Source organism: Desulfovibrio intestinalis (genome assembly GCF_014202345.1).
GTDB classification, from domain to species: Bacteria; Desulfobacterota; Desulfovibrionia; order Desulfovibrionales; family Desulfovibrionaceae; genus Desulfovibrio; species Desulfovibrio intestinalis.
In genome coordinates this window covers 272558-287400 of the sequence record NZ_JACHGO010000001.1, presented here as the reverse complement: position 1 = coordinate 287400, position 14843 = coordinate 272558, and the positions used below count along the sequence as shown (strand labels likewise).

The 14843-nt window shown below is 47.8% G+C and carries 13 protein-coding genes and 1 tRNA gene; 8 read left to right on the top strand and 6 right to left on the bottom strand.

All coding sequences use genetic code 11. The annotated features are described in order from the left end of the window. The first annotated feature begins 71 nt into the window (after positions 1 to 71). The 5 genes from HNQ38_RS01285 (at position 72) to HNQ38_RS01265 (ending at position 4106) form a co-directional block, all read left to right on the top strand. Positions 72 to 1094, top strand: a complete 1023-nt coding sequence (locus tag HNQ38_RS01285; RefSeq protein WP_183717484.1) for a C40 family peptidase — start codon at positions 72 to 74, stop codon at positions 1092 to 1094. 202 nt (positions 1095 to 1296) lie between these two features. After that, on the top strand, positions 1297 to 2274 hold the full coding sequence (gene gluQRS, locus HNQ38_RS01280; RefSeq protein WP_246387927.1) for a tRNA glutamyl-Q(34) synthetase GluQRS: 978 nt from the start codon (positions 1297 to 1299) through the stop codon (positions 2272 to 2274). A gap of 121 nt (positions 2275 to 2395) precedes the next feature. After that, entirely contained in the window at positions 2396 to 2776 is a 381-nt protein-coding gene (locus HNQ38_RS01275; RefSeq protein ID WP_183717480.1) for a hypothetical protein, read from the top strand. 323 nt (positions 2777 to 3099) lie between these two features. Then, a tRNA-Thr gene (locus tag HNQ38_RS01270) sits at positions 3100 to 3175 on the top strand. Positions 3176 to 3551: 376 nt separating this feature from the next. Next, entirely contained in the window at positions 3552 to 4106 is a 555-nt protein-coding gene (locus tag HNQ38_RS01265) for a hypothetical protein (protein ID WP_246387926.1), read from the top strand. A gap of 376 nt (positions 4107 to 4482) precedes the next feature. Here the strand turns inward: HNQ38_RS01265 and HNQ38_RS01260 are convergent, their stop codons facing one another. From HNQ38_RS01260 to HNQ38_RS01245, 4 genes are read right to left on the bottom strand one after another with little or no spacing between them, the layout of a single operon-like run. Continuing rightward, positions 4483 to 5136: a YecA family protein gene (locus HNQ38_RS01260; RefSeq protein WP_183717476.1), complete on the bottom strand. Its 654-nt coding sequence runs from the start codon at positions 5134 to 5136 to the stop codon at positions 4483 to 4485. Next, a complete protein-coding gene (locus HNQ38_RS01255; RefSeq protein ID WP_183717474.1) occupies positions 5126 to 5977 on the bottom strand; it encodes a reverse transcriptase family protein in 852 nt (283 codons plus the stop codon). Before HNQ38_RS01255 ends, HNQ38_RS01260 begins: the two co-directional genes overlap by 11 nt. Further along, positions 5970 to 6350, bottom strand: coding sequence for a helix-turn-helix domain-containing protein (locus HNQ38_RS01250; protein ID WP_183717472.1), 381 nt, complete (start codon positions 6348 to 6350; stop codon positions 5970 to 5972). Before HNQ38_RS01250 ends, HNQ38_RS01255 begins: the two co-directional genes overlap by 8 nt. Further along, the gene (locus HNQ38_RS01245) at positions 6340 to 6519 is read right to left on the bottom strand and encodes a hypothetical protein (protein WP_183717470.1); all 180 of its coding nucleotides are present in this window, start codon (positions 6517 to 6519) and stop codon (positions 6340 to 6342) included. The genes HNQ38_RS01250 and HNQ38_RS01245 overlap by 11 nt, the downstream gene beginning before the upstream one ends. Before the next feature lie 721 nt (positions 6520 to 7240). On the opposite strand from HNQ38_RS01245, the gene HNQ38_RS14425 reads away from it, so the two are divergent. Genes HNQ38_RS14425 through HNQ38_RS01235 form a run of 3 tightly spaced genes read left to right on the top strand, consistent with a single transcriptional unit; the run spans position 7241 to position 10957 of the window. Beyond that, positions 7241 to 7837 (top strand): DUF6088 family protein, encoded by a 597-nt coding sequence (locus tag HNQ38_RS14425; protein WP_221277762.1) that lies wholly within the window; start codon positions 7241 to 7243, stop codon positions 7835 to 7837. Next, positions 7830 to 8870, top strand: a complete 1041-nt coding sequence (locus tag HNQ38_RS01240) for a nucleotidyl transferase AbiEii/AbiGii toxin family protein (protein ID WP_183717468.1) — start codon at positions 7830 to 7832, stop codon at positions 8868 to 8870. Before HNQ38_RS14425 ends, HNQ38_RS01240 begins: the two co-directional genes overlap by 8 nt. Continuing rightward, positions 8867 to 10957: an ATP-binding protein gene (locus HNQ38_RS01235; protein ID WP_183717466.1), complete on the top strand. Its 2091-nt coding sequence runs from the start codon at positions 8867 to 8869 to the stop codon at positions 10955 to 10957. The genes HNQ38_RS01240 and HNQ38_RS01235 overlap by 4 nt, the downstream gene beginning before the upstream one ends. A 27-nt stretch (positions 10958 to 10984) precedes the next feature. On the opposite strand, the gene HNQ38_RS01230 is transcribed toward HNQ38_RS01235, so the two are convergent. Then, positions 10985 to 12763 (bottom strand): UvrD-helicase domain-containing protein, encoded by a 1779-nt coding sequence (locus HNQ38_RS01230; RefSeq protein ID WP_183717464.1) that lies wholly within the window; start codon positions 12761 to 12763, stop codon positions 10985 to 10987. Then, positions 12756 to 14558 (bottom strand): ATP-dependent nuclease, encoded by a 1803-nt coding sequence (locus HNQ38_RS01225; protein ID WP_183717462.1) that lies wholly within the window; start codon positions 14556 to 14558, stop codon positions 12756 to 12758. Before HNQ38_RS01225 ends, HNQ38_RS01230 begins: the two co-directional genes overlap by 8 nt. Positions 14559 to 14843 lie beyond the last annotated feature (285 nt).

Here is a 14843-nt window from a genome sequence, read left to right as displayed (position 1 = left end):
CGCCGGGCATGCCCGCATTCTGACCGACCAGCCGCCGCACCTGCGGCAGGCACAACATTTGTGGAGCGCTGATGGGAAAATGTCTTAAACTGTGCGCGTTGATGATGGGCTGCATACTGGCCTTCGGTTGCGCCGCAAAAAATAGCCCGCGAGAAGACAGCGTCAACAGCATTCACGCCGAACGGTTTCGCCGCTCATATGAAGCTGCTTTTGACTCCAATCAGCAAGAATCCGGCCAGCAGCTGCTGCGCAAGGCCAGATCAGCCATCGGCACCCCCTATGTGCGTGGTGGAACTACCCCGGACGGTTTTGACTGTTCGGGTTTTGTGTGCTGGACGTATAAAAGCGTTGGCGTGCAGCTTCCCCGCACCGCCCGTGAACAGTCCGTCATAGGTCAGCGTATCACTAACGTTGAGGATATGCGCGCGGGAGACATCGTGGCTTTTCGCCATCCCCGCCGCGGCTATCATACGGGCATTTATGTGGGCGACGGCAAGTTCATCCACAGCCCCCGCAAACGGACAAGCGTGCGCGTCAACTCGCTTGACGATCCCTACTTCAAAAATACTTTTCTTGGCGCACGCCGCGTAAAGGTTGACGGCGGCCCAACTATGGTCGCCCAGGCCGAAAGCCGCCTCAACGACTTTACGGAAGAAAGAGTGGTGCGTGAGCTCTCCCGCGACAAGAAAAAGGCTGGCAAGTCTGCCGCATGCGGCAGCAAACGCGACGACAGCCGTGATGACAGCCGAGGCAAGAAAAAAGACAAAGTCGTGCAGGTTGCCAGCAACGATAAAAAAAGCAGTTCCGCGAATCGGCAGCAGGCTTCCTCCTCTGCAAAATCCGGCAAAACTTCAGCTCAGTCCAGCTCTAACAAGTCCTCGGCCCAGTCTGGTTCAAGCAAATCTTCCGCGCAGGCCAGTTCGAGCAAGGCTTCCGCAGATAAAGACAAGGCATCCAAGTCTTCCAAGCCTTCCAGCCAGAAAGCTGAAAGCAAAAAAAGCGACACTAAAAAGTCAGCCCCGGACAAGGTAGCAACCAAGGCCGACCCCAAGGGCAAAAAAGATCAGCCCAAGGGCAAGGGCGGCAACTCGTAAAGAATACAAATGGCAGGCGGGGTATGCTTACCCCGCCTTAATGCGCCGGGCTGTACCGCCAGACATGCAACACGCAGCCATTATTACCCCATATTTCAGCCTGCCGCCGCATCAAATCAAAGGTGCCTGCAGGCAACAGACTCTACCATTCCATAGTTGCTGAAAGCCTTTCATGCTACCAGCCAAATCACCCCCAATAATCATGCGTCAATCATCACGCCCATGCGGCAGGCTTGCACCAAGCCCGACCGGCCATATCCATCTGGGTAATGCCTGGGCTTTTCTGCTCGCCTGGCTGGCTGCGCGGTCGCAAGACGGCCAGATCGTCATGCGCCTTGAAGACATTGATCCGCAACGGTCCCGGCCAGAGTACGCGACGCACCTTCTTGAAGATCTGCGCTGGCTTGGCCTGGATTGGGACTACGGCCCGGATGTGGGAGGCCCTGCAGGCCCCTACACCCAAAGCGACCGTGGAGAAGTGTACGCCAGCGCTCTGAAGCAGCTGGAAGAAGCAGGCATGACCTACCCCTGTTTTTGCACGCGTAAAGAGTTACGCCAACTGGCTGCGGCTCCGCATATTGATGACGCAGGCGCGCCCTACCCTGGCACCTGCCGCAACCTGAATGAAGAACAAATTCAGGACATGATCCGCAACGGGAGACGGGCCAGCATTCGCCTGCGTTGCCCGCAATCCCCCATATCTTTTGACGACATGCTGCTTGGCCCACAAACGTTTTCGCTTGCTGACTGCGGCGGCGACTTTGCCCTGTGCCGCTCAGACGGCGTTGTGGCCTACCAACTCGCTGTCGCTGTTGACGATGCCCTTATGGGAGTCAACCAGGTTGTCCGCGGGCGAGACATCCTGCCTTCTACTCCTCGCCAGATTGCGCTTCTCCAACTCTTGAGCTATGGTGCGCCTTCCTACGCTCATGTGCCCCTGCTTCTTGACGAAGAAGGAGAGCGCCTGGCCAAGCGCCACAACAGCCTGTCCCTGCGGTATTTGCGGGAACAGGGAGTTGACCCGAACCGTATTGTGGGATTGCTTGGCATGCTGGCTGGTCTGGAGGTATCGTCGCGGGCCATCAACCCGGGTGAACTTCTGCCAGCCTTTGCATGGAGCCGCCTGCCCCGGCAGGATGTGCGTATTGAAAACAGCCATTTACGCGCACTGCTGCAATAAAAACACGCTGGTTTGGTTGCAGTAGGCAAAAAAGCAGGCCCGTCATGGGCAAGCAAATCCTAAAGACAAGCCGTAGCATTATTTTAATGACAGCGTATCTCATAGCCTGATGGGGGAGTGCATGACTTCGCAAAATCTGAATCAGACTTTTCTGGATGAAATTTTTCCTGCCACTCGTGCGGATGATTTTTTTGACGCCCTTTTTGGCGGTGCGGAAGAAGGTGCCTACGATATCGGCCTTGTGTGCCGGCAGGTAACTCCTGAAGCTGCGCATCTGGCCTTTGAACTGCGCCAGCGCCCCGGTAAATGCCTTGTTTGCAACCTGACGTATGGTCTGCCGCAGGTTTTTCAGCGCCATCCCATCCTCAATGTGGCGGGTGTGGCTCGTAATGTGGCGCAACAGCTGGGCTGGGCTGCTGAAGGCGTTAACTGGAAGCTGGGTCACACAGAAGAAGTGAGCCGCGAGCTGCACGCCATTCCCCTGATTATTGAAAAGGCCTAGCACCACGACCAAGTTGCCTTGACAAGCAGATATTTTTTTGGCAATAGAACCCGGTCGTCTGCTTCACGAAATGGGTCGAACCACTGATGCGCCCTAAAACGCACGTTGTTAGTTCTGATCTGTGAGGCTTGAGGGACTTAGTGGTTGTCATGAGCATCTTTTGATGACATTTCAACCATACAGTCCGAGACCGAAGTAAATTTCCATTGCCGCCTTGGCTCAGTTGGTAGAGCGACTGATTCGTAATAGACCAGCTTGTCAACTGGCTAAAAGTAGAAAGTCGCTGCAAAAGTGACGAAAAAAGTTTTACAAAACAGGTATTTGCCAGCTTAGCTCACTTGGTAGAGCAGCTGATTCGTAATCAGCAGGTAGCGAGTTCAATTCTCGCAGCTGGCTCCATAAATTACAGGGGTTTAGGTGCAAAAAAGGCACTTAAACCCCTGTTTTGCGTCCAAAGGGCTTTTCTAGCCTATTTAGAGCATGACAGCGGAATCGCTTTTCGAGCGTATTTAGAGCATGTCCGGGTTTTCTCCCCGTACGGGGTGGAAATATGACCGGCAACCGTTGCGGGCATGACCCAAAGCACCCCAGGCTTTCCCCAGCCAAACCTATCCGAAAAGGCAAAGGCGGTTTGCCGCGTATCCTGTCACTGGCCGCAGAGAGGGCCAAGGCGTGGTACTACCATCCTAAGAAGTGCAAGCTGCTCCAACCCCACCCACACCGAAAAACACGCTCAGAAAGGCGTGAGGCGTGTCAGACAGTCATTGAGACTATCTTGTCCCACCTTGACCTTGCTTCGCTTTGTCTGGGTACGCCTACGCTTGAAAATGGCTTCATCGACATTGACATGCGAACCATAGTCCGAGATTCAGGTATCGGCCAGCGCCGGTGCGAACGGGCTATTGCCCTGCTGAAAGAGGCGGGCTTTATGAAGGTGAAGCAACCCCGCGCCACCAACGACCAGGGCGACTATGTGGGCCTTCGGGCTATCCGCGTTGTGACCACGCTTTTTTTTGAATTTCTGAACCTTGGGCCGATGCTCCAGAGAGAACGTGCCAGAGCCACAGAGAGGCTCCAACGCCGGGCCAGAAAAGCCCAACGCAAACTGACCGACTTCATGCGCCGAGGGACCAAAGGACTTCGCAATTCATTTGGATGGAAGTCCCGCCTTTCGCAAGCCGATATGGAAAAGCACCAGGAAGAAACCCGGCGCTGGAATATGGCTTGCGCGAAATATATGATTGCTGGCCTTGATCCAGACGAATGCCGACGGCAAACCAACACAGACTTCGGATTGCCCGCCGACTACAGCCCCGGCAGACGTGCATAACAGAGCTTGTGAGTCTGGCCGCGCGGCCGTTTTCTGATTTTTGAGCCATTTTTGCCCTTGCCTACCCCATCAAAATCGAAATTTCTGCCCCCAATTGCCCATGCCGGTGACTTATTCACCTGATATGCCAGCACCACAAAAATAAGTGTCGCATAGTTGGCCCGTAGGTGTCGCGCATAAAACCCAAAAGGCAAAAAATTAAGAAAGAAAAAGGAAGGAAACCAATTTTATTATAGCTGCCCCGCCGTAGTCGTTCCTAATTATGGCGAATCTGCCATAATAAATCGGACTCAGCGGAGAGAGACACACGTGCCTTCGTCGCGGCCCGTGGGGGAGAGTTTTCTGCTCTGGCTGGACAGTTGATCAGGTAGAGCTGCTAGCGATGTTTTTTGAGTATCTCAATTGTTTTCAGGAGTTCTTTACAACAACAGTTTTTAAATTTAATTCCAGACCCACAAGGACATGGTGCATTGCGGCTAACAATTTTCTTCAGCATTTCTTGCAGTGTATATCTCCAAAAGCTTAAATATTTGAACAGCTCCGCGTCTTCACCGCGAAGAGTCACAACATTTTCGTATGGCTTTTTCACGAAATTTTGAACGCTAAACAAGCATTCTGTTACGTCTATAAATAAATCTACGAGCTGGTTTTTAGAAAGATTATGCCTAATATTATCAATTTGATAACCATTATACTTCTTTTTGCCATCTGGAACAAAAAGGATGTTAGGGTGTGCAACGTCTTTAGGAGTTATGTCAACATACTTACCAGTTGGATTTTTCCATACCGCATGAAATTCAGCTTCAATGAAAAATCCCGGCCACATCCATATTTGCCATCCATACTCGATTGAACCTCCATCCTTAGCTATTTTTGCCGCAACATTTTCAAAACAATACCCCATCCTACAGTATGTCTCGGGTAATACAGGGACATAACATGGTGTCTGCCTGGGGGATACTTTTGAACAAAAATTCATCACATGATCTGTGAGTTTTTCAGGGACTATGGTTAGTGAATCATTCTTCATTTTCAATATACCTGATGTACTGTTCTTTTCCTTTTATGGAGCGCATACTTTTTTCAAAAGAAGCCGTGCTTAGCATGGGTTGCCTTCTCACATTATGTTTGGCTGCCCACAGGTTTCGCTTATAGCTCCGGGGTACTTTAGGTTTGTCTCCATTGACGTTTAATCCGGTGACGATGGCAGGCAAACTCCCTCTGGAAAAGAATTCTTTCTTGCGGTTTAAAACAAATCCTTCCGCCATAATGAGTTCGCGGATTCTGCCTCGCGTGTTTTCAGTAATAAAATCGCCAGAAATAGTAATATCGTCAATATAGCGAGAGTATACCAACCTTTTAGGGACAACGAATTCTTTTATTTTTGCATCCAGTGGCAAGCACATCATGTTCAACAAGGCAGCGCTAGTGGAGAATCCTTGTGTCAGATGATAATCAAACGTCGTCAGCCGGGTTATCAGGCTGGCAACTGCCGGACTACATCGCAAATTTTCTTCAAATAGCTTGCGAACACGCGAGGAATGGATTTTGGGAAAACAGGATTTAAGATCAATGCCGAATACACACTTATTACCGGCATGAACTGCGGCGTTTGTTTTGGAGGAGTGGCCGGGCACCGCACCGTGCGCGTCTAGACTTATAGGAATCGAAGTGAGGAGGTTATCCAAGATGCTGCGCTGGATAAATTTTAACAAGGAATTCGTTTGAGCAACATCACGAATTTTACCTTTCTTTGTGGTTTTTGACTTAATTGTACAGTAAGAGTCAATATCACCAGCGACCATCTCTAAAGTGTCAAGAGAGATATTGAGCCGTAGGGCTAAATGTTGTTTTTTCCATATATTAAGCATGATTCTGATCAAGCAGAATAATCTGCATGGCCGACTTCTTCATATTCAGGAAAAGTTGTTTATCTTTGTCTGTCATTTCGTTGGGGACATCACACCCGGCAATGAGCAGAATTTCTTTTGAAATACCTAACTTCCGTGCAAATTCGTCAACTTTTGTGACGCTTACGGCCTTCTTGCCGTGTTCTACCTGGGATAAAAAATTTTGAGTAACCCCAAGGCGTTCAGCCATCTGCCCTTGGGAGATGGCCCGATGCGCCCTGATAAGTTTGAGAATATTACCGATTGAAGACATATATATACCCCATTTGGTCAGGGTTGTTTCTTGGGCACTTGGGTCTACATCCCCCTGACTACTATCACTGCTACTTTTCATTGCTGATAATTTGCTTCCAAATATACCCTGGAAGCCCCAAAGCAATCTTCCACAGTAGCGGCAGCCATGGAAAGGATACGTGGGAATCAGAGACAGTTACGCGGCGCAGCTTCAGCATAAAGGCGTTTTTCAGAATTCTCATCCGGAATTCCATTTCTGTAATGCGCATGGTGGTATCCTCCTCATGCGTTAATGGTTACACAACAACGCATGCAAGGAGCACCCAATGTAGCTCCTTGCATGCGATTAGCCGAAGAGGTTCTTTCCCACTTCGACCTGTTGTGCCAAAGTGCATTAACGCAAAAAAACGGAGTGAGCTGCTTCGCATATACGATATTACAGTGCGTTGCGTCGGCGTCGCCCGTGTCGTGGGCGTCGTCATGCGCACTCCTTCCGCCCGCTTCATCAAAGAAGTGGGAGCCGACAGATGCCGACCAATAGCTCCCCGAAGGGAGATGAGTAGGCTAACCACCAAGTACAAGGAGTATTCAGTCTCTGATTGTCAAAGAACGCTACGGCGTAACGCCGTCTTCGCAAACAATATATAAGAGGAAAGACGACAAGTCAATGTTTTTTGCTATAAAAGCAAAAAACATTGACTTGTCGTCTTTATTAAAAATTTCTTCATCGACAATCGGATTAAAAAGAACACCGTTAGCTGTCGCACACAACAAACCAAACGACAAAAAAGCTAAGTAAGCATTGAAAAAATTGGCTGCTCAATCCTGCTAAGACCGTAACTTTCTTATTGTGGTAATTTAGCCATACTTAAATGCCTGAAAGGCACGCGCCTCCGGCGCGGCCAATGCGAACAGAATTGATTAGGATTCCCGTTGAGCATCTTGACTTTGTCAGAAACTAGAATATATTTCTGACATAAGAGGTACATCATGTCTTCACTTGCTCAACATATACTCACCAATGCCGGCCAGTTACCCGAAGGCGGGGTCTGCTCACCCAAAGATTTTTTGCATTTAGCGAGCCGGGAAGCGGTTGATCAGACGTTTACCCGCTTGGTGAAAGGAAATAAGCTACTGCGGGTTGGGAGGGGACTGTATACGCTTCCCTTGCAGGGGCGCTTTGGCCCTCGCCCCCCTTCCCCGGAGCGACTTATTGCTGCCTTGACGAAAAAAACTGGTGAGACAGTGGTTACGCATGGAGCAGCGGCGGCTAACCGCCTAGGCCTGACCACACAAGTGCCCGTTCGTGAGATTTTTTTGACATCGGGACGGAGCCGTGCCTTGAGGCTAGGCTCTCGTGTTTTGGAAATCAAACACGCCCCACCGTGGCAATTACTCTTTGGAGATAGTTCCGAGGGCGCATTGCTTAGAGCCTTGGCTTGGCTTGGACCGAAGCAGGTAGAAATGGTTATGCCGCAAGCATACAAAATTATACCCGCCAAAGAATGGCAGGCGGTAGCTGCTGTGCGTTCTGAATTACCCTCATGGCTGGCTAGAACTGTGAGTCGATTGGAACAACATGCCTGAAACATATTTTTCTCTTACCACGTCGGAAAAGGCCGAACTTTTGGACACCGCTTCTTCACGTTCTGGCCGCCCTGCCCACCTTCTTGAAAAAGACGTTTGGGTTGTCTGGACATTGTCCTGCCTTTTTTCTTCCTCGCTGACGGACAGGCTTACCTTCAAGGGAGGCACATCACTTTCCAAGGCTTACAACGTCATTGACCGTTTTTCGGAGGATATTGACCTCACCTGTGATATTCGCTGTCTGCTTCCAGATATGGTGACAGAACCAGAAGGAATCCCTCCCACATCAAGCAAGGCCGCGAAATGGACAAAGGCTGTGCGTTCCCGCCTACCGCAATGGATCGAAGAAAGCGTAATTCCACTTCTCCAAGCGGAACTGGCTGATAATGGCATGGAGGCCACTCTCGCCATCATCGGCAAAGACAATGACAGTATTCTTGTGAAATACCCGCCGTTGCGACAGGGCACCGGATATGTCGCACCGCATATCCGGTTGGAGTTCGGAGCGCGGTCTACCGGCGAGCCTTGTGAGCTTCTGCCAGTTGTCTGCGACCTTGCCCAGTTAATCCCTGGAATTGTCTTTCCCCAAGCCCGGCCACGGGTCATGAAAATGGAACGCACCTTTTGGGAAAAAGCGACAGCCATACACGTCTTTTGCCGTCAGGCAAAAATGCGCGGTAACCGTTTTGCACGGCACTGGCACGATCTTTTGCAACTGGCAGCAACCGAGCGCATCCAGAACGCACTTACAGATAAGTCTTGGCTGGAACAGGTTGTGCGGCACAAGGCTATGTTCTTTCAGGAAAAGGATCAGGCTGGAGCGCCCATTGACTATCGGGAGTGCCTGAATGGGCAGCTATGCCTTGTGCCTGATGGGGCAGCGCGTGAAGCCCTGCGTGAAGACTATAACAGCATGATCCAAGATGGAATTTTGCTAACACAGGCTTTAGAGTTTGACATTATTCTGGAGCAATGCGAACGCTTACAAACAAAAATTAACTCCAACAGTGCTAACAGTGAGTTTTTGCGATGAGTTTGACAACAAATTTAGCCGGTAGATTGCGGAACACTCCGCTTCCGCGAACCCATGCACTGCTCCCATTGTTTGAGGCGGTTGTTAACTCGATTCATGCATGTGAAAATGAAGCCGGCAGTGCCACTGAAGGTCGTTCGATAACCGTTCACATTTTGCGCGAACCTAAAGAAACTCCGCAAGTTGATCTGCTTAATGATGAACCTCGAAAAGCAGGAGTCGAAGCGTTACCTGAAATAAAGGGGTTCACGATTATAGACAACGGAGTTGGTTTTAATGATGCAAATATGGAGTCATTCAAGACTCTTGATAGCGATTATAAAGAACAAAAAGGGTGTCGCGGCGTAGGGAGGCTTCTATGGCTCAAGGCGTTCAAAACAGTTGAGGTGTTGAGCCGTTATGCAGAGCCAAATGGTAGCATGCGTCAGCGGAATTTTTCATTCAGCAAAGAAGGTGTCATGCCCTCAGCCCCAGAGGGCAAGCCGACTACGGCAACGACTATTCAAACGACTGTTACAATGTCAGAATTTTACCCTGCATATAGAAAGTATGCGCCAAAAACAATTCATAAAATCTCTGAGTTGTTACTGGAACATTGCCTTTGGTACTTTATTCGAGAGGGCGGAAGACCACAGATAAAACTTATTGATGGCGACGAGAGCGTTGAGCTGGATGCTTTGTTTGATAGCTACACACTTGGGAATATTGAATATGACTTTGCAAGCATTGGTAGTCATAGGTTTGAGTTGACATATATAAAGGCTCGAAACCCTAGTTTGAGCAATCATGAAATCTGCTACTGCGCTGCAAGCCGCCTCGTAAAAAAAGTTAATATAACAAATAAAATACCCGGATTATATAAACGCATTGCAGATCAATATGGTGCATTCGCTTACATGTGCTTCGTAACATCACCATTCTTAGATGAGCGCGTTCGCTCTGAGCGAACAGGATTTGAGATAGAAGATAGCAGGAGTGAAGGCGACCAAGGCTCTTTGTTTAACGCTACTGTTGGTGTTATTGTTAATGATATCGTGTTTGACGATATAGATAAGGTTGTTCTGAGCAAAATTTCCGAAAAAATTGGCGATACGCTGGCGACAAGCCAGCAAACAGGACGGCAACGAGTGGAGGTATTTGTTGATAATACCGCACCAAAGTATAAATCCATAATGCGCCATTATCCAAACTTCTCAGTAGACCCCGACACCACAGACAAGGAATTAGATATTCTATTGTACAAAAAGCTTTCTGAGCTTGAAGTAGAAGTCATATCGAAAGGGCATGAATTGTCCACACCAGAAGAAAATGAACCATTTGAAGACTATAGCGAGCGATTAAATGACTATCTCGCTAAGGTTAATGACATAAAAATGGCAGATTTGGCCAACTATGTTTTCCATAGAAAAGTAGTGTTAGATTTTTTTGAAGAAATCATCCTGCGACATAGAGATGGAAAATATTCGCAAGAAAATATTGTCCACCGCCTTATAATGCCAATGCAGGTTGAATCTGATGAAATAAAATTGGAAAATGCAAACTTATGGCTTATTGATGAACGTCTCGCGTTTCATAATTATTTAGCATCTGACAAAGCTCTAAAGGTCATGCCAATAACAGAGTCTGAAGAAACAGTAAGGCCGGATATTGTATCGCTCGGTGTGTATGATAACCCTTTGCTCGTCAATAACGGCAAACAGCTTCCACTAGCAAGTATTACAGTCATTGAAATAAAGAGACCCATGCGTAATGACTTCTCTGAGGGCGAGGAAGATAACCCCATTGAGCAAGCCTTGGCATATGTAAAAAAAATTCGTGCTGGTGGAACAAAAACAAAAGACGGACGGGCAATTCCTCAGTCAGCATCAATACCTGCCTTTTGCTACATTCTAGCAGACTTGACACCTACTATGGAAACTCGCGCACAAAACGCGGCACTAACTGTTACCAGTGACCATATGGGCTATTTTGGCTACAACCCTTCCCATAATGCCTATATTGAAGTCATTGGCTTTGACCGATTAATCACTGCGGCAAAAGAAAGAAATAAGGCCTTTTTTGATAAACTTGGGTTGCCTTCAAATTAATATAGCGGATAACCTCAAAAACAATCTTTATTCATCAAGACGCCTTTGGAGCTCAGATATAAATTGTGACGGGTTACGGGCAGAGAACATCATATGCACTTCTGTTTTGGCACGGGTAAGACCAACATAAAACAGCCGTCGTGACTCGACCAGCTCACGGCTGGTTAAATTTCTTCGCGGTAGTCGCCCTGCATCTATGCCAAACATGATAACAACTGAAAACTCTCGTCCTTTAGAACTGTGTAACGTGGTCAAATTGAGGCTATCCAGCCCAGTTCCTTGACCTGCAAATTGGCTAATAGTCATTGCTTGGCAATCACCCTCCGAACAACGTCCAATAAATGCACGTAAGATTTCGACGTCATCTTCCATCGTTCGGCATGCTTTCGCTAAATCACTGATTAAGGCATCATACAAATTTCGAAGCCAACAAGCTAAAAGCTCAGATTCATTTTTTTGCCCCCATAATACATCAATAAGTCTTTGCTGGAAAACAAGTCGCGCATCTTCAGTTGAAAGAACTTCTGCAAATAAATGTTGTCCCTCACTAGTTATGCGCCCAAAACGTGGCGAACCACGTCTCCAGCCACCACAACACCACTCAGCGCACTGCTCCAGCCAACGCATAAGACGACTTCCACGTGGATAAAGTGCATTCCCATCGCTTCGGAGGATTGAAAGCCCTGCCGTCTGAGCGGCCTCGGCAACATGATCGCCTATAAATGCAGCAGGATAGAGAACTGCGATATCACCGAGCTTCAGATGGGGAAGCCGCGTACGTATCTCTGGCAACAAAGTGGAGCATAGAAAGGTGGCCTGCGTCGGATAGGCCTCATTCTGTGGGTGAAAATAAACTGTCCCTTCCCCAGTCCCCCTTGCCGCCTCATAATCCCTGTCTTCTCCTAAAGCATAAGTCGCGGCAGTGACAATGCGAGAACCACATCGATAGTTCAGACGAAGCTTGATAGTTTCCACGTCATCACGCTCAGATAGCTCTTGAAGTAGTTCTGGACTCGCGCCTGTAAATCCGTAAATGGATTGGTCTACATCGCCAACTGCAAAAAGACGCATACCCGTGTTGAAGCAAAGTGCCATCACCATCTGGTGGAGAGCCAAGCCTAAATCTTGGTATTCATCAACAACAAGAATGGGATATTTTGCATACAAAGCGTTCCGTAACCAATTATGTTGCTGTAAAGATCTTATTGCCAGCAAGGGCATATCATCAAAATCAATACGCCCAACTTTTCGCAATTCTGTTTCAAATGTTTCTACAAGTTGGGCGAGTTGAGGATCCCGTTCTTTCCACTCCCTGCCTGTTCGATCAATGATCGACTTCCTGTACCTATTCATCGGCAAATCCCAACTTTGTGGGTTTTCTGGGCCTCCTATGGCCTGAAAAAAAGCACGCTCTAAAGCCGTTCTTTGCTCTGAACGCGAGGCCACCTTAAAGTCATCAGGCAAACCCATCTGAGCTACTTTTGCATAAGGAAGAATAATTTGGGTAAGCGAAAAAGAGTGGACTGTTCCAATAAATACACGTCCTCCTGGCTCAACACCCAGTGCTCCAAGACGTTCCTCCAGTTCCCTAGCACACTCGTTGTTGTAAGTGATGCAGGCGAGTCCTCGTGGCGCTTGAACGTCTTCTATAAGCATACGAGCGAGTTTGAGCGTCAGAGTCTTTGTCTTGCCACTTCCTGGCCCAGCCAGGACAACACAGTTGCCTTGGGATTCATAAGCATCCCACTGACCTTTGTTTAAGCGCAAGTCTTCCGCAACGCGTAGATATAGAGTGCTATTAGACACGGCTAACCACGTATTCAACTGCTTTTTGTATATATTTAGGTGGCTTCATGCCGCTAACACGGGAAGCGAGGCGTTGCGCAAAGCGTCCCTTCCCAATAGTTTCGATCAGCCTCAAATAAATATCAACATCCAGCATGCTTTTATCCGCAGACCATTCCTCGATCCATCCTTTTCTTTTGCTCCCCCACCGTTGCTCATTAAGGGTGGCAATGATCTCCTCGTGAAAGCCATCGTTAAACAGATCTACCTCTAACGTGTGGTAATTAGTGAAGATGCCGAAGTCTTCACATCTATTGCAAAATACAATTTCGCCTTCTTGTTCCAATAATTGATTGAGCTCCCCTCGAAGGCCCTTTTGCGATGAACCTGATCGAATTTCCTCACTCACTAAAACTAGCTGCTTTGAGCGATTTATGCCCCGTGGTCTATTTTTACCAGCGGGATCCCAATCTGTAATAACGGCAAATGGGATTCCTAGCGCACTAAAAAATTTAACATATGGAGTGAAATTTGTTCCAGAGACGGAGCAAACTGTTATACCGAGATAGTCAAGATTGTGACCGAGCGTTTTGGCAAAAACAGGTACAAGAAACTTTTCTGCATCACCTTCAACAAGAATTACTCCTCGCGAAAAAAGCATTTCCGCACGAGTCACATCGAGATAGCGCTCGAGATCCTCTACGTCCGCGTCTGTCAACGAAATACGGGCGGTTGAGTGACCAATAGTGCCATCTTCCGTATCCTTTAACAAAAGGAGAGAACTCAGCGGGGCAATACTCGCAATATGAGGGGAATGCGTTGTCAGAATAATTGATAACGCATTTTTATCTTCCCCATTGGCAAATGTCATAAAAAGATGACGATAAACAGAACGTTGCAAATGCGGGTGTAAATGGGCTTCAGGTTCTTCAATTGCAAAAATAGTATGATCTCGACTGTTTTCGTCAATTTGAAGCTGTAACTCTAAAGCCTTGAGAGTAAGTAGCACTAGGTTTGCAGAGCCCAGACTGGCATCAGAAATTGATCGACGTCCTTCATCAATCAACAGCTTGATATTTCTGTAAATATGAGCAAGGCTTGTAGTTGCAACCCCCAAGTTCAGTTTTACATCTTGTTTGGGGCCGCTCATCTCTGTAAAAAGCTCTTTAAGTTGCCCTTCAAGTGTCTCTACAGACTCAAATTCAGTAAGCTTGTCTGTTGCACCCTCCATGGCCTCTCTGATTTCATCAAGATCTTCACGGTCAATACTGCTAAAAGCTCTTTCAAGTAGAGTTCTTAATGGGGAACGCCGCCAGTTAGCCAATTCTCCCTCTGCATCCCGCAAAGCCGGAAGCAAGTCCAGTCGGATTCGGCGCCGCAAATCGTGACCAAATCGTTTCGTCTCGCTTTCGCCACCATAGCAAATGAATTCATAGTCATCTTCAGATGTGGGCTCGTTCTCAAGGCTTGGTTTAGGGCGAAACTCATAGGTTAACCGAACCGTCTGAGGGTCACTATCAACTCTAAAATCAGTAAGAATGGCTAACAGATCGAGATCACTTTCAAAATTTACAATCTCAACCATGATGGTTATTTTGTCCTCTGAGCCTATATCCTCCAAGCCGTCCCAAAAATCTGCCAAGGTGAGTTGTCGTGCGCTATCTGGCAAACCTGGGTCAAATAGTAGCTGAAGAGCGTACATCAGGTTACTTTTACCCACACGGTTTTCTCCAACTACGACAATATTGCCATTAAGCGCCACATCAAAATCGGAAAAATTCCGAAAATTTTCAATTTTCATTCGAGAAATATTCAAGTTTCCCCCCTATAAATCTACTACCCGTAGCATCTATTTTTGCAGCATCTGATGTTAAATTAGCCGATTACGCTCTTCAAGTCATCCTCATAAGCTCCTCGTTTTGCCCATAACGCACTGCACAGGCATATTCAGCCATACACAGATGGAGCGCATTCATAATTTAGCGCCGGCAAGCATAGACAACAATCCATAGCCATAGATTGCAATAAGTAAACATAATACCGGCTTATGTATTCTTAAATCGCTATTCATATGCTACTGTATGGGCATTTAAGAGGACAG